General features: G+C 69.1%; 17 protein-coding genes. 9 read left to right on the top strand and 8 right to left on the bottom strand.

Going from position 1 to position 20029, the window contains the following annotated elements:
- Positions 1-107: 107 nt before the first annotated feature.
- Positions 108-1472: a 3-oxoacyl-ACP reductase gene (locus tag A5756_RS03690; protein ID WP_066947277.1), complete on the top strand. Its 1365-nt coding sequence runs from the start codon at positions 108-110 to the stop codon at positions 1470-1472.
- 14 nt (positions 1473-1486) lie between these two features.
- Complete coding sequence (locus tag A5756_RS03685; RefSeq protein ID WP_066947275.1) at positions 1487-2329, top strand: MaoC/PaaZ C-terminal domain-containing protein; 843 nt, start codon at positions 1487-1489, stop codon at positions 2327-2329.
- A gap of 19 nt (positions 2330-2348) precedes the next feature.
- Here the strand turns inward: A5756_RS03685 and A5756_RS03680 are convergent, their stop codons facing one another.
- The 3 genes from A5756_RS03680 to A5756_RS03670 form a co-directional block, all read right to left on the bottom strand.
- The gene (locus A5756_RS03680; RefSeq protein ID WP_066947255.1) at positions 2349-3596 is read right to left on the bottom strand and encodes a chloride channel protein; all 1248 of its coding nucleotides are present in this window, start codon (positions 3594-3596) and stop codon (positions 2349-2351) included.
- A 16-nt stretch (positions 3597-3612) separates the two neighbouring features.
- Positions 3613-4266 carry a TetR/AcrR family transcriptional regulator gene (locus A5756_RS03675; protein WP_066947252.1) on the bottom strand — a complete coding sequence of 218 codons (654 nt, stop codon included), beginning with the start codon at positions 4264-4266 and terminating at the stop codon, positions 3613-3615.
- A gap of 64 nt (positions 4267-4330) precedes the next feature.
- Entirely contained in the window at positions 4331-5470 is a 1140-nt protein-coding gene (locus tag A5756_RS03670; RefSeq protein ID WP_066947248.1) for a glycoside hydrolase family 3 N-terminal domain-containing protein, read from the bottom strand.
- Between the two features lie 126 nt (positions 5471-5596).
- On the opposite strand from A5756_RS03670, the gene A5756_RS03665 reads away from it, so the two are divergent.
- The 6 genes from A5756_RS03665 (at position 5597) to A5756_RS03640 (ending at position 12869) form a co-directional block, all read left to right on the top strand.
- Positions 5597-5806, top strand: a complete 210-nt coding sequence (locus A5756_RS03665; protein WP_231989236.1) for a DUF2613 family protein — start codon at positions 5597-5599, stop codon at positions 5804-5806.
- A gap of 82 nt (positions 5807-5888) precedes the next feature.
- On the top strand, positions 5889-6062 hold the full coding sequence (locus A5756_RS03660) for a DUF2613 domain-containing protein (RefSeq protein WP_066947240.1): 174 nt from the start codon (positions 5889-5891) through the stop codon (positions 6060-6062).
- Between the two features lie 76 nt (positions 6063-6138).
- On the top strand, positions 6139-10344 hold the full coding sequence (locus A5756_RS03655; RefSeq protein ID WP_197505733.1) for an alpha-(1->3)-arabinofuranosyltransferase: 4206 nt from the start codon (positions 6139-6141) through the stop codon (positions 10342-10344).
- Between the two features lie 87 nt (positions 10345-10431).
- Entirely contained in the window at positions 10432-11874 is a 1443-nt protein-coding gene (locus A5756_RS03650) for a lipase maturation factor family protein (RefSeq protein ID WP_066947663.1), read from the top strand.
- A 135-nt stretch (positions 11875-12009) separates the two neighbouring features.
- The gene (locus A5756_RS03645) at positions 12010-12444 is read left to right on the top strand and encodes a hypothetical protein (RefSeq protein ID WP_156659204.1); all 435 of its coding nucleotides are present in this window, start codon (positions 12010-12012) and stop codon (positions 12442-12444) included.
- 53 nt (positions 12445-12497) lie between these two features.
- Positions 12498-12869, top strand: coding sequence for a hypothetical protein (locus A5756_RS03640; RefSeq protein WP_156659202.1), 372 nt, complete (start codon positions 12498-12500; stop codon positions 12867-12869).
- 1 nt (position 12870) lies between these two features.
- On the opposite strand, the gene A5756_RS03635 is transcribed toward A5756_RS03640, so the two are convergent.
- On the bottom strand, positions 12871-14517 hold the full coding sequence (locus A5756_RS03635; protein ID WP_066947224.1) for an acetolactate synthase large subunit: 1647 nt from the start codon (positions 14515-14517) through the stop codon (positions 12871-12873).
- A gap of 79 nt (positions 14518-14596) precedes the next feature.
- Here A5756_RS03635 and A5756_RS03630 point away from each other — a divergent pair, with 79 nt between their 5' ends.
- Positions 14597-15973 carry an NADP-dependent succinic semialdehyde dehydrogenase gene (locus tag A5756_RS03630; protein ID WP_066947222.1) on the top strand — a complete coding sequence of 459 codons (1377 nt, stop codon included), beginning with the start codon at positions 14597-14599 and terminating at the stop codon, positions 15971-15973.
- Positions 15974-16177: 204 nt separating this feature from the next.
- Here the strand turns inward: A5756_RS03630 and A5756_RS03625 are convergent, their stop codons facing one another.
- The 4 genes from A5756_RS03625 to A5756_RS03610 all read right to left on the bottom strand — a co-directional run bounded on the left by A5756_RS03625 (position 16178) and on the right by A5756_RS03610 (position 19981).
- A complete protein-coding gene (locus tag A5756_RS03625) occupies positions 16178-17119 on the bottom strand; it encodes a R2-like ligand-binding oxidase (RefSeq protein ID WP_066947220.1) in 942 nt (313 codons plus the stop codon).
- A complete protein-coding gene (locus A5756_RS03620; protein WP_066947217.1) occupies positions 17116-17808 on the bottom strand; it encodes a TetR/AcrR family transcriptional regulator in 693 nt (230 codons plus the stop codon). The genes A5756_RS03625 and A5756_RS03620 overlap by 4 nt, the downstream gene beginning before the upstream one ends.
- Before the next feature lie 219 nt (positions 17809-18027).
- Positions 18028-18231, bottom strand: a complete 204-nt coding sequence (locus A5756_RS03615; protein WP_066947214.1) for a hypothetical protein — start codon at positions 18229-18231, stop codon at positions 18028-18030.
- A 40-nt stretch (positions 18232-18271) separates the two neighbouring features.
- Positions 18272-19981, bottom strand: a complete 1710-nt coding sequence (locus A5756_RS03610) for an acyl-CoA dehydrogenase family protein (RefSeq protein WP_066947211.1) — start codon at positions 19979-19981, stop codon at positions 18272-18274.
- Positions 19982-20029 lie beyond the last annotated feature (48 nt).

Below are 20029 nucleotides of genomic sequence, written 5' to 3'. Positions count from 1 at the left end.
GTCTGGGGCCATACTACCCACTGTTCTTACTCTGAAGTAAGTTCGTCCCCGATACGGTGGGGCAGTAGGCACACCCCCACTTCGCAAGCGCATGGAAGGTTGCTCCGGTGGCTCCCAAGGTCTCGTCCGATCTGTTTTCTCAGGTTGTCAATTCCGGTCCTGGATCGTTTCTCGCCAAGCAGCTCGGTGTCCCGCAGCCCGAGACGCTGCGCCGCTACCGGCCCGGTGACCCGCCCCTGGCGGGCTCCCTGCTGATCGGCGGCGAGGGGCGAATCGTCGAGCCGTTGCGCGCCGCGCTGGACAAGGACTACGACCTCGTGGGCAACAACCTCGGTGGACGCTGGGCCGACCAGTTCGGCGGCCTGGTGTTCGACGCCACCGGCATCACCACGCCGGAGGGTCTCCGGGGGTTGTATGAGTTCTTCACGCCGCTGCTACGGAACCTGGGCCATTCCGCGCGCGTCGCGGTGGTCGGCACCACGCCCGACGCCGCCACCAGCCCGCACGAGCGGATCGCGCAGCGCGCGTTGGAGGGGTTCACCCGCTCGCTGGGCAAGGAGCTGCGCAACGGCACCACGGTGGCGCTGGTGTATGTCTCACCCGACGCCAAACCCGCTGCGACGGGGTGCGAGTCGACGATGCGGTTTATCCTGTCGGCCAAGTCGGCCTATGTGGACGGCCAGGTGTTCTACGTCGGCGAGGCCGACTCCACGCCGCCGGCGGACTGGGAGCGGCCGCTGGACGGCAAGGTCGCCATCGTGACCGGTGCGGCCCGCGGGATCGGCGCGACCATCGCGGAGGTGTTCGCCCGCGACGGCGCCCGCGTCGTCGCGATCGACGTCGAGTCGGCCGCCGAGGCACTGGCCGAGACGGCCAGCCGGGTCGGGGGCACCGCGTTGTGGCTCGACGTGACTGCCGAGGACGCCGTCGACAAGATCACCGAGCACCTGCGAGAGCACCACGGGGGCCGCGCCGACGTGCTGGTCAACAACGCCGGCATCACCCGCGACAAGTTGTTGGCCAACATGGACGACGCCCGCTGGGACGCCGTCCTGGCCGTCAATCTCCTTGCCCCGCTGCGGCTTACCGAAGGACTGGTAGGCAACGGCAGCATCGGCGAGGGGGGCCGGATCGTCGGATTGTCCTCGATGGCCGGCATCGCGGGCAACCGTGGGCAGACCAACTACGCCACCACCAAGGCCGGGATGATCGGCCTCACCCAGGCGCTGGCCCCGGAGCTGTACGCCAAGGGCATCACGATCAACGCCGTCGCGCCGGGTTTCATCGAGACCCAGATGACGGCGGCCATCCCCCTGGCAACCCGCGAGGTGGGCCGCCGGATGAACTCGCTGCTGCAGGGCGGCCAACCCGTCGATGTCGCGGAGACCATTGCCTACTTCGCCAGCCCGGCGTCAAACGCGTTGACGGGCAACGTCATTCGCGTCTGCGGCCAGGCCATGCTGGGCGCATAGCTGAGGAGAACGCGATGAATCAGCCAAGCGGCCTGAGGAACATGCTGCGCGCGGCGGCCGGGGCCCTGCCGGTGGTGTCCCGCGGCAACCAGCTGCCCACCCGCACGGTCGACATCGAGGAACTGCCCATCGACCGCGCGAATGTGTCCGAGTACGCGGCGGTCACCGGCCTGCGCTACGGCAACAATGTGCCGCTCACCTACCCGTTCGCGTTGACCTTCCCCGCAATGATGTCGCTGGTGACCGGATTCGACTTCCCCTTTGCCGCAATGGGTTCGGTGCACGTCGAGAACCACATCACGCAGTACCGGCCGATCGCCGTCACCGAGACCGTCGGCGTGCACGTGCATGCCGAGAACCTGCGTGAGCACCGCAAAGGTCTGCTGGTCGACCTGGTGACCGATGTGAGCGTCGGCAACGACACCGCGTGGCATCAGGTGACGACCTTCCTGCACCAGCAGCGCACCAGCCTGTCCGACGAGCCCAAGCCGCCGCCGCAGAAGCAGCCCAAGCTGCCCCCGCCCAGCACCGTCGTGCGCATCAGCCCCGGCCTGATCCGGCGCTACGCCGTCGTCGGTGGTGATCACAACCCGATTCACACCAACCCGATCGCGGCTAAGTTGTTCGGCTTTCCCACCGTCATCGCGCATGGAATGTTCAGCGCGGCAGCGGTATTGGCCAACATCGAGGCCCGGTTGCCGGACGCGGTGAAGTATTCGGTGCGGTTCGGCAAACCGCTGGTGCTGCCCGGCACCGCCGGGCTCTACATCGACGAGGGCCATGACGGCTGGGACATCTCACTGCGCAACATCGCCAAGGGCTACCCGTATCTGACCGGCACGGTCCGGCCGCTTTAGTGCTTTCGGTGGCTACCCGCTAGCCCGAGTGCGTCGGGCCGCGGCCCTTGGCAAGGACTTTCAGTCCGTGGGCACCGGTCGCGGTCAGCAAAAAGAGCAGAAACAACCACAACGGCGGCCGGGCGAGCTCCCAGACGAAGATGGCCGCCCAGATCGGCGAGCCCTGCGTCACCGCGAGCACGCCGGCGGCGCCCGCCAGTGACACCGCCGGCACGTGCAGGTGCGTCCCGGCCGCCCAGTTGATCGTCAGCACCAGCGCCGCACCGGCGGCCGCGCCGGTGGCCAGCGAGGGTGTCAGCATCCCGCCGGCCCCGCCGGCGCGCAAAAACAACGCGGTCAGCAAGGGTTTCAGGGCCAGAATCGCGAGCGCCGACAACAGCGTCATGCCGCTGGCCAGGCTGACGGTCAGGATGCTGCGGCCGTTGCCGGGCAACTCGGGCCACCAATGCGAACAGATGCCCATCACGAGCCCGGCCCCGGCGAGCGCGGGGACCAGCACCCAGGCCCGCATCTGCCTTGCCGGCCGCGCCGCCGCCATCAGCCGGTTGAACGCCAGTCCCACCGCGAGGGTCAGCGGCGCCAGCAGGAGCCCGTGCGCGGTCAGTAGGTACGTCGACTCCCCGATCGGCCACTGCAGGTTGGGTTCGTCGCGCGTGATCGCCGAACCGACCGCGACAGCCAGGCTCGAGGAAATGAACGCCGCGCCGACCGCCCGCGGATGCCAGGTGTTGAGCAGGATCCGCACCGAGAACAGCGCACCGGCAAGCGGGACCGCGTACACGGCGCCCAGCCCGGCGCCGGCCGCGCACGCCAGCAACACCTCGCGATCGCGGGGCGATAGCCGCTTGAGCCAAGCCGTCCCGAAATCGCCCAGCGCCGCGGCGAATTGACGCGGCGCACCCTCCCGGCCGAGGGATGCCCCGGACCCGACGAGCAGCACCTGCAGCATCGCGTCGACGCTCCAGGAGAGCCGCGGTATCCGCTCGCGGTGCGCGATGGTCTCCGCCAGGGCCGGCACGTGCGTCCTGCTCCGCAGGATCCACCACCCGACCGCCGCCAACGCCGCGCCGATCATCGGCCCCACCACACGACGCACCGGGCTGCTGCCGGCAACACCGACCAGCAGCGCGCCAAAGGTGTAGTTGTACGTGACGTGCTGAACGAAGCGCAGCACGAACGTCGTCGCCAGCCCCGCGACCCCGGCCAGCAACCCGACGATGACTACGGCGCAGAAGAAGTCGACAGTGCGGGCGGGCGGTCGAGCCACATGACGAATGTAGGGGCTAGCGCCGGGCCGCGCTGCGGCCGCCCTTCTTGGGCAGCGCCGCGGCGGCGGCCTCCCGCTCCTCCGGACCGCCCCGCAGCCCGTGCCAGAACAGGTTGATCATCAGCTCGGCCGCCTCGTCGGCGTCGATGTCGCCGGTGCTGAGCTGGTTGGCCATCGCCTCGCCCGCGCCCACCAGCGCCACGGCCATCATCTCGTGCTCGCGGTCGGTGCGCCTGCTGCGGCTCCCGGCCCGCACCAGCCCGGCGACCAGCTCGATGATCTGTTCACGCCCTTCGCGCACCATGTGCGCGAACGCCTGCGAGCTGGTGGCCTGGGTGTACATCACGATCCACGACGCCCGGTTGGCGTCGATGTAGCGCATGAACGCCACGATGGTGTTGCGCAGCAAGTCTTTCGGGCTCTGCGTGAAGTCGATGTCCGCGCGAACCGCGTCGATGAACCGGCCCATCTCCCGGTTCAGGCAGGCGCCGAACAGGTCCTCCTTGGAGCCGTAGTACAGGTACAGCATCGGCTTGGAGATCTGCGCCTCGGCGGCGATGGCGTCCATCGAGGTCTCGTGGTAGCCGTTGACCGAGAACATCTGCACCGCGGCGTCGAGCATTTGTTGCTCGCGGACAGCGCGCGGTAACCGCTTGGTGCCACCCGCCATCGCTTGCCTCTCTAGCCCGTCTATCTGACTCCAGAGTAAGCACCGTGCCGGGTCGGCACACGCTTTAGTGGCCGCAGGCGGGACTGCGACCCTTCATCGTCGCCACCCGCGTCAGCGCGTCATCGACCCGCTGCGAAGGCAACTCGCCGGCGGCCACCGCCTTCTGCAGCCGGTCCAGGACCGCGGGCACCTCGTCGGTGGTGACCCAGAGCGCAACGTCGGTGCCGGCCTGCAGGGTGCGCAGCACCGCCTCGGCGACCCCGTATCGGTCGGAGATGGCGCCCATGCTGGACAGGTCGTCGGTGAACACGGGCCCGTTGAACGGTGGAGCGCCGTAGCCGACGCCGTCGCGCAGCAGCTGCACCGCCGCGTGGCTCAGGCTGGCCGGGTCGTCGCCGGTCAGCCCGGGGACCTGCAGGTGGCCCAGCATCACCGCGACCGGGGCCACCGTGATCAGCGTCCGGTACGGCACCAGGTCGAGGTTCTGCAGGTCACTGAGCGGCGGTGTCACCACACCGCCGGTGTGCGAGTCGCCCGAGCCGTGCCCGTGTCCGGGGAAGTGCTTGAGCACCGGCAGCAGTCCGGCGTCGCGCAGGCCTTGTGCGTACGCCCCGGCGTAGGCGATGACCGTGTTGGGATCGCCCCCGAACGAGCGGTCACCGATCACGCCGCTCGTGGCATCGGTGACGTCGACGACGGGCGCGAAGTCGATGGTGATGCCCAGCTCGCGCATCTTCTTGCCGCGCTCGGCCGCCAGATCGTGGACCTGGGCGACGGTCTGGGTCTGGGCCAGTTGCCGGGGCGACGGTGCCTCCCCGATCAGCGACCGCAACCGCGACACCCGGCCGCCCTCCTCGTCGACGCTGACCGCCAAGGGCAGCGGTCCGGCCTTCGCCGCGATCTCGGCCAGCGGGCCTTTGAAGATCGACAGGTCCGTCCAGCTGCCGATGAAGATGCCGCCCACGTGGTAGCCGTCCACTACCGAGCGGGCGTCGTCGGCGTTTTTCACGCCGACCATTAGCAGCTGGGCCAGCTTGTCGCGGACCGGCAGCGTGGTGACGTCGCCGCAGGCCGGCGGCGCTGGGGCGGCCGCCGGCTTGCCGGCCGGGGTCGACGGGCCCGGTGGCCGGGCGGCGTGGTGAGCACAGCCCGCCAGCAACGCCGACACGGAGACGAGCACGGCCAAGGTGCGCGAAAATGACATCGGGCCATGTTTTCATGGCGCTATCCGGGCCTCCGGATCTGGGGAGCGACGAGGTTTTCGTCGGGGGTTTTCTTCTTCGGCTGCGGGGGCACTCCTGGGCTGGTGCCAGCGGGGCTAGGGGGCAAGATGCCAGCGTTGACCGGTTTTGCCCTGGCCGCGGCGGCCAGCATCGCGGTGGGTCTGTCGGTGGGTGTCGCGACGACGGTCGGCGTCACACTGGCCGTCGCCGATCATGGCGCGGCACCGGCGCGCGGTCGTCCGCTTTCGCCGAACCCGCTGGCGCCCCATCAGGTCCAATACGGCGATCGGTGCTTTCACGGTCACTGCCTGCCCTGACGAGCGCTCCGGGCCGTCGACCCCGTTCTGCTAGGTTGGCGCTAGGCCGACCACGTTTTCCCGATGCCGTTAGGAGCCGTCGATGAACCGGATCATTGCGCCCGCCGCCGCGAGCGTGGTGGTTGGTCTGTTGCTCGGCGCGGCAGCGATCTTCGGGGTGACTTTGATGGTGCAGCAGGACACGAAACCGCCACTCCCCGGGGGCGATCCGCAGTCGTCAGTGCTCAACCGGGTCGAGTACGGCAACCGTAGCTAGCGGCGAAGCCGGGCGCAGTGCATCGCCGCCTGCGGACTCAGCGGCGATAGCGGCGGCCGGTGCGCCGGTCCCGTGCTTGCCGGTCGCGCCCGTGTCGCGCCGATGGCTGTGGTTGGTCGGTGCGCTCGCCTGCGCGCTGACGTTCGGCCAATCCCCCGGCCGGGTCTCCCCCGACACCAAACTCGACCTCACGGCCAACCCGCTGCGTTTTCTGGCCCGGGCCACCAACCTGTGGAGCAGCGATCTGCCGTTCGGACAGTCGCAGAACCAGGCCTACGGCTACCTGTTCCCGCACGGCACCTTCTTTGCGATCGGCCATCTGCTCTCCGTGCCGGGGTGGATCACGCAACGGCTGTGGTGGGCGCTGCTGCTCACGATCGGCTTCTGGGGGCTGTTGCGGGTCGCCGAGGCGCTGGGCATCGGCAGCCCCGCGTCACGGGTGATCGGCGCCGCCGCGTTCGCGCTGTCGCCGCGGGTGCTGACCACCCTGGGGTCCATCTCGTCGGAAACCCTGCCGATGATGCTGGCGCCGTGGGTGTTGCTGCCCACAATCCTGGCCCTGCGCGCTTCCGCCAACCGGTCGGTGCGAGCGCTCGCCGCGCAGGCCGGTCTCGCCGTCGCGTTGATGGGGGCGGTCAACGCGATCGCCACGCTGGCCAGCTGCCTGCCCGCGGTGATCTGGTGGGCGTGCCACCGGCCGAACCGGGTGTGGTGGCGCTACACCGGGTGGTGGCTGGTGGCGCTGTTCCTGGCGATGCTGTGGTGGGTGGTGGCGCTGGTGATGCTGCGGGCCATCAGCCCGCCCTTCCTGGACTTCATCGAATCCTCCGGCGTGACAACGCAATGGTCGTCGCTGACCGAGATGCTGCGCGGCACCGACAGCTGGACCCCGTACGTGGCGCCGACCGCCACCGCCGGCGCCCCGCTGGTGACCGGCTCGGCGGCCGTCCTGGCCACCTGCCTGGTCGCGGCGGCGGGGCTGGCCGGACTGGCCAGCCCCCGCATGCCGGCACGCGGACGGTTGGTGACGATGCTGCTGGCCGGCGTGGTGTTGATGGCCGCCGGTTACAGCGGCGGGCTGGGCTCGCCGGTGGCGCACGCCGTGCAGACGTTCCTGGACGCCGGCGGCGCGCCGCTGCGCAACGTGCACAAGCTGGGGTCGGTGATCCGGATCCCGATCGTGCTCGGCATCGCCCAGGTGCTGGGCCGGATCCCGCTGCCCGGTCGCGAGCCCGTCTCGGCGTGGCTGCGCGCGTTCGCCCACCCCGAGCGCGACCGGCGGGTGGCGGTCGCGATCGTCGTGCTGACCGCGCTGATGGTGAGCACCTCGCTGGCGTGGACCGGCCGGCTGACCCCACCCGGCACCTTCAGCGCGATTCCCCGCTACTGGCAGGAGACCGCCGACTGGCTTGGCGAGCACAACACGGGCACGCCGGTTCCCGGCCGGGTGCTGGTGGCCCCGGGGGCGCCATTCGCCACGCAGGTGTGGGGCACCAGCCATGACGAGCCGTTGCAGGTGCTGGGCAACAGCCCGTGGGGCGTACGCGACTCGATCCCGTTGACTCCGCCGCAAACCATCCGGGCGCTGGACTCGGTGCAACGCCTGTTCGCCGCCGGGCGCCCCTCGGCCGGCCTGGCCGATACCCTTGCCCGCCAAGGTATTTCGTACCTGGTGGTGCGCAACGACCTGGACCCGGATACGTCGCGCTCGGCGCGGCCCATCCTGGTGCACCGCGCTGTCGACGGGTCCCCGGGGCTGCGGAAGGTGGCGCAATTCGGCGAGCCGGTGGGTCCCGGCACCCTGGCGGGCTTCGTCGCCGACAGCGGACTGCGTCCGCGCTACCCGGCCGTACAGATCTACCGGGTGGAGGTCGCCGGCGATCCGGGGGCCCCGTACTTCGCCGACGCCGACCGGTTGCCCCGGGTGGACGGCGGACCGGAGGCGCTGCTGCGCCTCGACGAGCGGCGCCGGCTGCAGGGCCAGCCGCCGCTGGGCCCCGCGCTGCTGACCGCCGACGCGCGCGGCGCCGGATTGCCGGTGCCGACGGTGACCGTCACCGACACCCCAGTGGCCCGCGAGACCGACTACGGCCGGGTGGACCAACATTCGTCGGCCATCCGGGCCGCGGGCGACGCACGGCACACCTACAACCGGGTGCCCGACTACCCCGTCCCCGGCGCCGACCCGGCCGTCGGCGCCTGGAGCGGCGGGCGGATCACCGTGTCGAGCTCGTCGTCGGACTCCACCGCGATGCCCGATGTCGCACCGGCGACCTCCCCCGTCGCCGCCATCGACGGCGACCCGGCGACGGCGTGGGTGTCCAACTCGCTGCAATCGGCCGTCGGCCAGTGGCTGCAGGTCGATTTCGACCACCCGGTGACCAATGCGGCGATCACCCTGACGCCCAGCGCGACGGCCGTCGGCGCGCAGGTGCGCCGCATCCTGATCGAGACGGCCACCGGCAGCACCACCCTGCGGTTCGACGAGCCCGGCAAGCCGCTCGCCGCCGCGTTGCCCTACGGCGAGACGCCGTGGGTGCGGATCACCGCCGCGGGCACCGACGACGGGTCCCCCGGCGTGCAGTTCGGCATCACCGATTTGTCGATCACCCAGTACGACGCGTCCGGATTCGCCCACCAGCTCGACCTGCGGCACACCGTGCGGGTGCCGGGGCCACCACCCGGCGCGGCGGTCGCGGGCTGGGACCTGGGTTCCGAGCTGCTCGGCAGGCCGGGCTGCGCGTCGACGCCGGACGGGGTGCGCTGCGCGCCGTCCATGGCCCTGACGCCCGAAGAGCCGGTCAATCTCAGCCGGACGCTGACCGTCCCGGCGCCGATGTCGGTGACCCCGCTGGTGTGGGTGCGGCCGCGGCAGGGGCCCAAGCTGGCCGACCTGATCGCCGAGCCGAACACCGCCCGGGCGCGGGGCGACTCCGATCTGGTGGACGTCCTCGGCTCGGCGTATGCGGCGACCGACGGCGACCCGTCCACGGCATGGACGGCACCGCAGCGGGTGGTGCAACACAAGACCCCGCCCACGCTGACGCTCACCCTGCCGCGGCCCACCGAGGTCACCGCGCTGCGGCTGGCGCCGAGCCGGTCGGCATTGCCCGCCCATCCGACGATGGTGGCGGTCAACCTCGGCGACGGTCCGCAGGTGCGCGCGTTGAAACCCGGTGAACCGCAGACCCTCCCGCTAAATCCTCGGGTGACCGACAGCGTCACCGTCAGCCTGCTGGACTGGGAAGACGTCATCGACCGCAACGCGCTGGGTTTCGACCAGCTCAAGCCCCCGGGGCTGGCCGAGCTGACGGCGCTCGGTGCCGACGGAAACCCGATCGCCCCCGCCGACGCCGCCCGTGATCGCACGCGCGAGATCGCCGTCGACTGCGACCACGGCCCGGTGATCGCGGTCGCGGGCCGGTTTGTGCACACGTCGATCCGCACCACCGTCGGCGCTCTCCTCGACGACGAGCCGGTAGCGGCGCGGGCGTGCGACCGCGACCCGATCGCGCTGCCGGCGGGCCAGCAGGAGCTGCTGATCAGCCCGGGGGCCCAGTTCGTCGTCGACGGTGTCGACCTGTCCCCGCCTGCCGCGGCCGCCGCCACGCCCGGCCCCGCCGGGGTTCCGGTGTGGCGGGCGTGGGGTCCCGACCGCCGCGAGGTGCAGGCTCCGCCGTCGACCACGTCGCGGGTGTTGGTCATCCCGGAAAGCATCAACCCCGGTTGGGTGGCGCGTACCAGCACCGGGGCCCGGCTGACCCCGGTCGCCGTCAACGGGTGGCAGCAGGGCTGGGTGGTGCCGCCGGGAGACCCCGGCACCATCACGCTGACCTTCCCGTCCAACGCGCCGTACCGGATGGGTCTGGGGCTGGGGCTGGCCTTGCTGCCGCTGCTGGCCATGCTCGCGCTGTGGCGCACCCGACGTGGGCGCGCCGACGACGCGCCCGCGCAGCCGTGGCAGCCGGGACTCTGGGCGGCGGCCGCGGTGCTGGCCTGCGGGGCGGTGATCGCCGGTGCGGCCGGGGTCGTGGTGGTCGGCGGCGCCCTGGGCCTGCGGTACGCGCTGCGCCGCCGGCGCTCGGACCACGCCACGATGGTCCTGAGCGCGGGTGGGCTCATTCTGGCCGGCGCAATGTTGTCACGGCATCCCTGGCGGTCGGTCGACGGCTACGCGGGCCATTCCGCGAATGTTCAGCTGCTGGCGCTGATTTCGCTCGCGGTGGTCGCCGCCTCGGTCGTGACGATGGATGCTAGGGCGGGCCGGTCCCCCGACGAATAGCGGTCGAGGGTATTGGCTGGCGGTTTACCGGCTGCTTGACTGGATATGTGGGTCTGTGTGACCGCCACCGTCCAAGGAGTTACGGCCATGGGCTGGTTTTCCGCCCCCGAATATTGGCTCGGCAGAATGGTGCTCGAGCGGGGCGCCGCGGTGGTCTACCTGCTCGCGTTCGTCGCGGCGGCGGCGCAATTCCGCGCCCTCATCGGGGAGCACGGACTGCAGCCCATTCCGCGGTATTTGGCCGGGCAGTCGTTCTGGCGGACGCCCAGCCTGTTTCATCTGCGCTATTCCGATCGCCTGTTCTCGGTGGTCTCCTGGTTCGGCGCGGCGCTGTCGGCGGCGATCGTCGCCGGCGCGGCCGATGCGGTGCCGGTCTGGGCGGCCATGCTCATGTGGCTGGCGCTGTGGGTGCTCTACCTGTCGATCGTCAACGTCGGGCAGACCTGGTATGCGTTCGGGTGGGAATCGCTGTTGCTGGAAACCGGCTTTCTGCTCATCTTCCTCGGCAACGACCAGGTGGCGCCGCCGGTGCTGACCTTATGGATGGCCCGGTTGCTGTTGTTCCGAGTGGAATTCGGCGCCGGGCTGATCAAGCTGCGGGGTGATCCGTGCTGGCGCGACCTGACGTGTCTGTACTACCACCACGAAACGCAGCCCATGCCCGGGCCGTTGAGCTGGTTCTTCCACCACCTGCCCAAACCGCTGCATCGAATCGAGGTGGCGGGCAACCATTTCTCCCAGCTGGTGGTGCCGTTCGGATTGTTCGCGCCACAACCGGTGGCCGGCATCGCCGCCGCGATCATCGTCGTCACCCAGCTGTGGCTGGTGGCGTCGGGTAACTTCGCCTGGCTGAACTGGGTGACGATTCTCTTGGCGTGCAGCGCCATCGACGACTCGTGGGTCGGTTCGATTGGTTTGCATGATCGTCCGGCGTTCTCGCCGACGCCGGTATGGTTCGCCGCGCTGGTGGTCGCGTTCGCGGCGGCGGTGTTGTTCATGAGCTACTGGCCGGTGCGCAACATGCTGTCGTCGAGGCAGCGAATGAACATGTCCTTCAATTCTTTTCATTTGGTCAACACCTACGGCGCATTCGGCAGCATTGGCCGCGTGCGCCGCGAGGTGGTGGTCGAAGGCACCGAGGAAACCCGCCTCAGCGATCAGACGGCGTGGAAAGAATACGAATTCAAGGGCAAGCCCGGCGCCGTGGCCCGGCTTCCGCGGCAGTGGGCGCCCTACCACCTCCGACTGGACTGGCTGATGTGGTTCGCCGCCATCTCGCCCGGCTACGCGCAACCATGGCTGACACCGTTTCTGCAGCGACTGCTGCGCAACGATCGGCCCACGCTGCGGCTGTTGCGGCACAATCCATTTCCGGATTCGCCGCCGCGTTACGTGCGGGCGCAGCTCTACGAGTACCGCTTCACGACGCCCGCGGAGCTGCGCCGCGAGCGGGCCTGGTGGCATCGGACATTGATCGGCGGCTACGTCAGGCCGATGGCGCTGCCGGCGGCGACGTCACAGCACGGCTGACCGCGGCCGTGTCGCCATGACCCGGCCGCAAGCGGTGGCGTGGAAGTTTGCCAAATGCTCAGCAAACGGAACGTCTTCGGTGTATAGCGGTGACTGTGAGCTGCGTGCGTATTAGCTCAGCAGGAGGATGAGATCATGGCCATCACACGGGCGATCGCCACAGCCGCCATGTTCGCCGGGTTAGCTGTCGGTACGGCTAGTGCAGCGTGGGCCGACACGACGCTGAGCGGCCACTACACCTGGACCTCCACAACCCCCCGGGGGTCGGCGATGTCCGGCGACTATTACTTCACACCCTGCGGCGACGGATGCGCTTCGGTAGCAACCGCACCCGGCGGACAGGCCGTGGCCCTGGCGCGGCTGATCAACGGGCAATGGACGATGGAAGGCACCTGGGCCATACGCTGTGCCGACGGTAGCCCCGGTCCCAATGAGCCGTACCACGACACATGGGATCCGAACACCCTGGAAGGCACCAGCACCTTGATGTACAACGTGCCGGCTGCGGCCACCCGCCGGGGTATCAACAGGCGAATCAGCTGCAACTCAGGCAGGCGCCCTGACGCGTAATCGCCTGTCGCGATTGGGACCAGGCCGCCGAACCGGCAACGAAGGAGCCGAGCATGAGAACAGCACTCGTAGGGTTGGCCACGGTGCTGGCCCTCTCCGGCTTCCTGTGGACGGCGGATCTGATGCTTGGGGCGGGCACCGCCCACGCCGCCTGCTCCACCAACAACGGCGGCAACCAGCCGCCGGAGTGCGCCCCGCCCGAGGGGCCCCCGGGCTGCTACACCTCGCACATCTGCAGCCAGATGTGGTGCCCGAACCTGGGCGAACTGCGGCGGATGCCGGACTGGGACAGAAACGTCTGCCATACCTATTACTTCGCGCCGGACTCGGGCCTGCCCGCGCTGATGGTCCAGGGGCAGCCGCCCGGCCTGCGGCTGCCGCCGAACACCGGCGTCTGCCCGCCCTTGGCCTGGATGTGTCCGTGAATTACAGCGTCTCGTCCAGTTCGCCGAGCCGGTCGGTCAGCCGCAGATTCTCCGAGTAGTCGACTGGGCAAGAGATCACCGATACCCCGTCGTCGTCGAGTGCGGCCCGCAGCGTCGGCAACAGTTCGTCCGCGCTGTTGATCCGATACCCCTTGGCGCCAAAGCTTTCCGCATAGGTCACCACGTCGGGATTACCGAACTTCACGTAGTAGTGCGCGCCGAGCTCGAGGTCCATTTTCCACTCGATCAGGCCGTACCCGCCGTCGTCCCAGATCAGCACGACCAGCGGTATCCGCTCGCGGACGGCGGTCTCGATTTCCTGCGAGTTCATCAGGAACGCGCCGTCGCCGACGACCGCCAGCACCTTGGACTCGGGACGCGCCAGCTTGACGCCCAGCGCGCCGGGCAGCGCAAAACCCATGGTGGACAGCCCGTTTGACACCAGGCAGGTGTTGCACTCGTACGTCGGGTAAAGCCGGGCCATCCACATCTTGGTGGCGCCGGTGTCGACCAGGACCACGTCACTGCGGCCCAGCGCCGTGCGGGTGTCGGCCACCACCCGCGCCGGGGCCAGCGGATAACGCGAATCCTCTTGCCCCCGAGCGAATTCCTCGGCCAGCAGGCCGTGGCCGGGAACCTCCGGGTCGGCCTCGTAGGCGTGGCCGTCCAGTCCCTCGGTAAGCGCATCCAACGAAGCGCTGATGTCGCCGATGATCCCGACGTCCACCGAATAGTGCGCGTCGACCTCGGCCGGGAACCGGTGGATGTGGATGATCTTCTTGTCGGCCTGCGGGTTGATCCGGACGGGGTCGAACTCCTGCAGCTCGTACCCGACGGTGATCACCACGTCGGCGTTGTCGAAGCCGAAGTTCACGTAGTCGTGCCGCATGAACCCCAGCGTCCCGATGCTGTTGGGATGGTCGTCGGGCATCACACCCTTGCCATGGAACGTGTTGGCGACGGGGATGCCGAATTCCTCGGAGAACCGCACCAGGGCCGCGGTGGCGTTGCCGCGGGCGGCGCCGTGCCCGGCCAGCACCACCGGCCGCTTGGCCTGGCGCAGGATGTCGACCGCGCGCTCGACCTGACCGGGTGCGGGCGCATCGGCGCGAACGACGTTGCGCGGCAACGGCGTCAGGTCATAGTCGGTCTCGTCGACGTCGATGTGCTCGGGCACGGCGAGGTAGACGGCGGCCGGGCGCTCGGTCTCGGCGACCTTGAACGCCTTGCGGAACATCTCGGGGATGGCGCGCGCGGTCGGGATGTCGGCGGCCCAGCGGGTGATGGGCGCGAACATCCGAACCAGGTCGACGTACTGGTGCGACTCCTTGAACTCCCGGTCGTGACCGACCTGAGCGGAGATGGCGACCAGCGGGGTGCTGTTGGTGGTGGCGTCGGCCACGCCGAGTTGCATGTTGATCGCGCCGGGGCCCAGGGTGCTCGACACCACCGCGGCGCGGCCGGTCACCCGGCCGTACATCTCGGCCATGAAGGCCGCGCCCTGCTCGTGCCGGGTGAGCACGTAGCGGATGCTCGACGAAGCCAGCGCCTGCACGAAGCGGATGTTCTCCTCCCCCGGCAGGCCGAAGACCACGGAAACGCCCTCGTTTTCCAGGCACTTGACCATCAGCTCGGCGGCTTTACTCATCCGGCACCTCCCTCGAGGGAACGATAGTGGCAGGCTGGGTGTTGGACCTCTTACCAACCTCGAAGCGAAGGATTGCAGCGTGCCCATCGCCACGATCAACCCGGCCACCGGCGAGACGGTGAAGACCTTCACCCCGGCAACCGACGAAGAAGTCGACGCGGCCATCGCCCGCGCCTACGCCCGATTCCAGGACTACCGCCATAACACCACCTTTGCCCAGCGCGCGGGGTGGGCAAACGCCACCGCCGACCTTTTGGAGAAGGAGGCCGACGAGGTAGCCGCGATGATGACCCAGGAGATGGGCAAGACGCTGGCCTCGGCCAAGGCGGAAACGCTCAAGTGCGCCAAGGGCTTTCGCTACTACGCGGAGAACGCCGAGAAGCTGCTGGCCGACGAGCCGGCCGACGCCCAAGCCGTCGGCGCCAAGCGGGCCTACACCCGCTATCAACCGCTCGGGGTGGTGCTGGCCATCATGCCGTGGAACTTCCCGTTGTGGCAGGCCGTCCGCTTCGCCGCGCCGGCGCTGATGGCCGGGAATGTCGGGCTCCTCAAGCACGCCTCCAACGTGCCGCAGTCCGCGCTCTACCTCGCCGACGTCATCGCCCGCGGCGGCTTCCCCGACGGCTGCTTCCAGACGCTGCTCGTCTCTTCCAGTGCCGTCGAACGCATCCTGCGCGACCCGCGGGTAGCGGCCGCCACCCTGACCGGCAGCGAGCCGGCCGGGCAGTCGGTGGCAGCCATCGCCGGCGACGAGATCAAACCCACCGTGCTCGAGCTCGGCGGCAGCGACCCCTTCATCGTGATGCCGTCGGCGAACCTGGACGAGGCCGCCAAGACCGCGGTCACCGCGCGCGTCCAGAACAACGGCCAGTCCTGCATCGCCGCGAAGCGGTTCATCATTCACACCGACATCTACGACGCGTTCGTCGACAAGTTCACCGAGCGGATGCAGGCGCTCAAGGTCGGGGACCCGACCGACCCGGACACCGACGTGGGCCCGCTGGCCACCGAGTCCGGCCGCGACGACATCGCCAAGCAGGTCGAGGACGCGGCCGCGGAGGGCGCCACGATCCGGCTCGGCGGCAAGCCGCTCGACGGGCCGGGGTGGTTCTACCCGCCGACGGTGGTCACCGACATCACCAAGGACATGGCGCTCTACACCGAAGAGGTGTTCGGTCCGGTGGCGTCGATGTACCGGGCAGCGGACATCGACGAGGCGATCGAGATCGCCAACGCCACCACCTTCGGGCTGGGGTCCAACGCCTGGACCAATGACGAGGCCGAGCAACAACGTTTCATCGACGACATCGAAGCCGGCCAGGTCTTCATCAACGGCATGACGGTGTCCTACCCGGAGCTGGGGTTCGGCGGCGTCAAGCGTTCCGGTTACGGCCGCGAACTCGCCGGCCTGGGCATCCGCGCCTTCGTCAACGCCAAGACCGTGTGGGTCGGGTAGTGGCGATCGCAAGCGCGGCGTAGCCGGGCGCAGCGGGTCGCCACGGTCGGTGACGTCGGCGATCGCAAGCGCGGCGTACCCGGGCGCAGCGGGTCGCCACGGTCGGTGACGTCGGCGATCGCAAGCGCGGCGTAGCCGGGCGCAGCGGGTCGCCACGGTCGGTGACGTCGACGCCGCCGGAGGCAGCAAGGTCGAATAACCGCCTCAGGCGGACACGGCGGCGAGGGCCTTCTCGTCCTCGTCGGCGAAGGTGTCCTCTAGGTGTAGCGGCGAGTAGTCGAGGTCGATCTCCTCGAGCGGCCGGCCGCGGGCGCTGGAGATCGTGCCGAAGCGCCGCATGCCCTTGTCGGACGCGTACTGCATGAACTCGTCCACCGAGAGGCCGAAGGGCATCGGGTCGTAAAGGGAGAAGCCCTCCTCGATGAGGCGCAGTCCCAGCGGCATGAGCTCGTTCATGCGCGTCTCGAAGACGCCCCAGTTGGCGTCGTCGGCGGCCACGTGGCGGCGGCAGGTGAAGGTGCCCCACGCCATGTGGCGCCGCTCGTCGTCACCGATGCGCCGGACCAGCTCCTGCATGCCGGGCAGGATGCCGCGTTCCACGCAGATCTTGTGCCAGCCGAAGTAGCCGGTCAGCGCCAGCATGCCTTCGACCATGTGGTTGTAGGTGACCGACGCCCGCACCTGGGCGGCCGGAGACGGGTCAACCGACAAGGCGTTGAGGCAGTCCGGCAATTCCTCGTAGAAGATCGTCCGGTAGGTGGGGATGTCGTCGAGGTACTCGTGCAGGTCATCGGTGACGCCGACGGCGTCGAGCCACATGCGGAACACCTGGACGTGCTTGGCTTCCTCGAATGCGAACTGCGTCAGGTACATCTCGTCGCCCAGCCGGCCCTCGACCCGCATCGCGGACATGAACGGCTGAATGTCCTCGGTGACCGCTTCCTCGCCGGCGATGAACTCCGCGCACAGCCGGATGGCGTAGTGGCGTTCGTCGTCCGAGAGCCGTTCCCAGTCGGCGCGGTCGCGGGAGAAATCGATGTCGGCCGGATCCCAGAACTTCGCGTTGCCGCCGGCGAACAGCCGCAGCGGCAGGCTGTCCCAGTTGAGTCCCCCTCGAACCATCGAGTTCGTATGCGTGCGTGTCATGAGACCTCCTCGGATTGTTGTGGGGCTGAGTGGACGGGCGGGCGCGGGGACGCCGCGAAGGCGGCAGCCAGTACGCCGACGAGCCGGCGCACGGCCAGTGCCGGCTGCTCCGGGGTGGGTTCGTCGAGCCCGAGGATCGGATCCAATCCCCGCATGTAGGGCGCCAGCGCCAGGTGCGGAAAAATCAAGAGCAGCAACGACAGCAGCGCGTCGGTGTCCGAATCGGAACGCAAGTCGCCGCGCACCTTCGCGTCGCGGACGAGCGGCCGCATCACTTCCAGGTAGTGCCGGTGGATGACGTTCTGCACGCTGACGCGGGCTTCGGTGTCGACCTCAAGAGTCGCGGCGGCGTGCAGCGCGCGTTCGTGCGGGTGGTCGGCGAAATAGGCCACCCACGCGTCGAGCCAATCGGTCAGGAAGTCGAAGAACGGCCGACTCGGGTCCAGCTCGCGGATGCGGTCTTCCATGTAGGCCCGCACCCGCTGGCTGGCGATGTCGGCGATGAAGGCGAACAGGTCGCGCTTGTCCGCGAAGTACTGGAAGAGGCTGCCCTTGGCGACGCCGGCCCGCCGCGCGATGACGTTGAGGCTGCCCCGGGAGAAGCCGTGCGCCCCGAACTCCTGTTCCGCGGCGTCGATAATGGCGGCGCGACGGGCGGGGTCCACCCGCGCCCAAGTCACCGTTGGCAATGCGGCCTCCTAGCGTCGATGACCACTGGTCATATTACGGTGAGCTGCGTCATAGTCAAGGGGTCCGCGTGACCGCTTTCCCGCCGAGCGTCACGCTGGCGCGACGGTCGGCAGTGGATGCCGCGCTGGCGTGACGCTCGGCGAACGGCCGGGGCGTCACACCGGCGCGACGGAAAGCGAACAGCACGCGTCATGACCCCGGGAAGCCCGGCGCCGAAGCTAGGTAGACGGCCGTTGGCGTTTCGGCGGCGGATAAACCGACCTGGCGATCGTCGCCGAGATCCATCCGATCAGCCAGCCGCCACCGACCAAGAGGAAGGTGCGCAGGCGGTCGGGGTACAGCACCGCAACAACACTCAGAATGACGGCCCACGTGAACGCGCAACCGATGCTGTAGCCGGTATACGTCGCGCGCGATGGCATGCCACAAATCTAGTCCGGCATTCGCCCGGCGCCAGCCCACTCAGGGACGCATTTGGTACGCGCCGTTGAGCGGAAGGATGTGCTCCTTCCAGATCTGGGCGTAGCGGGCGGGGTCGTGGACGGGGCGGCGGATCATTCGCGTCGCGAAGCGGGCCTGGTCGTCGGTCGTCGCGGGCTTGTCGCTCAACTCCACGGCGTAGCCGTTGAAGTCGCGGACCAGCACGGCGAAGATCCCGTCGATCAGCGTCTCGTCCACCTCCGACAGCGCGGCCTCCTCGAGGATGAGCTGCGCGTAGGGCACCGTCGCGAACAACTGGCCCACGGCGAACGCGAAGTCGACGTCCCTCTGTTGCGCGGCATCGGGGGTCGCGCTGGCCAGCATGTCGGCGAGCACGTCGATCTGCTTGCGCAGCAACGCGACATTGGGCAGGTGAGCGAAGGCGTCGAACGGCGCGCGCCAGTCGTGGAAGCGCACCTTGCCCAGACCCCCGGTCGGCCCCTGCGCGAACAGGAACGCGTCGTCGGCCGCGTCGTCACGGCGGCCGATGATCGGCAGCTCGCCGTTGGGGGCGAACAGGAAGTTGGGCATGAACTTGGCGAGCAGCCCGATGTTGATGTGCACGGTGCCCTCAAGCCTTGGCAGCAAACCGATTTCGCGCGTGACCGCCTCGAAGAAGGTGTCCTTCTCCACCCCTTTGGCGGCGATGACGTCCCACAGGGCGATGACGACCCGCTCGCCCTCACTGGTGACTTTCGCCTTGGTGAGCGGGCTGTACAGCAGGTAGCGCCGGTCGTCGGCCGACGCGCTGCGCATGTAGTCGCAGGCCCGGGTGCACACCAGCCGCATTGCCACCAGCCGCAGGTAGGCGTCGGTGAGCAGCCGCCGCACGTGGCTGAAGTCGGTGACGACGGTGCCGTACAGAACGCGGTTGGAGGCATGGGTGACCGCCTCGTACATGGCGTGGGTGCACATGCCGACCGCGCCCCAGCCCAGGTTGTACTTGCACACGTTGACGGTGTTGAGGGCCGCGTGGAACGCCCCTTGGCCACGGTGCAGGATGTCGGCCTCGGTGACCGGGTAGTCGCGCAGCGCGTAGTTGGCGACGAAGTTCTGCGAGTTCACCACGTTCTTGATCAGGTCATACCGATCGTGCTGGGAGTCGGCGGTGAAGAACACGTACTCGTCAGAGCCTGCGATCTTGCCGAAGGTCGAGACCATCCGCGCCACGTTGGCGTTACCGATGTAGTACTTCTCGCCGCTCGCGGTCCAGCCGTGTTCGGCCGGCGTCAGGACCATGTCGGTCTGGTAGACGTCGGCGCCGTGGGTCTGCTCCGACAAGCCGAAGGCGAACACCTCGCCGGCCTCGAGCTGCGCGGCGGCCTTGCGCTTGGCGTCGGTGTTGTCGCTCATCCAGATCGGGCCCAGACCCAGCGCCGTGACCTGGAAGGGGTACCAGTAGCTCAGCCCGTAGAAGCCCACGATCTCGGCGAACTCGCTGATCCGGTAGGTGTCCCAGCGGCAGGCAGCGGCTGGGTCCGAGGCGCCGTACTCGGATGGCGTCAGCAGCGAGGCGAAAATGCGCTCCCGACCGATATGGTCCAAAAACTCGGAGTACCACACCCGTTCGTGGTCGTCGGACTTCAGCCGCGCCTTCCCCCGCGACTCGAAGAAGTCCACCGTCGCGGCCATGATCTCCCCCGAGCGACGGTCTGGATATCGACGTTGCAGATGGTTGGGATTGAGCAGCATGACGGGGCTCCCGCGGGTTCCGGTTACGACGAGGGTGACGGTACTGCA

The sequence above is a fragment of the Mycobacterium sp. 852002-53434_SCH5985345 genome, assembly GCF_001667155.1.
GTDB lineage: Bacteria > Actinomycetota > Actinomycetes > Mycobacteriales > Mycobacteriaceae > Mycobacterium.
The sequence above is the reverse complement of the archived record's forward strand: the minus strand, read 5'-3'. Positions and strand labels throughout refer to the sequence as shown.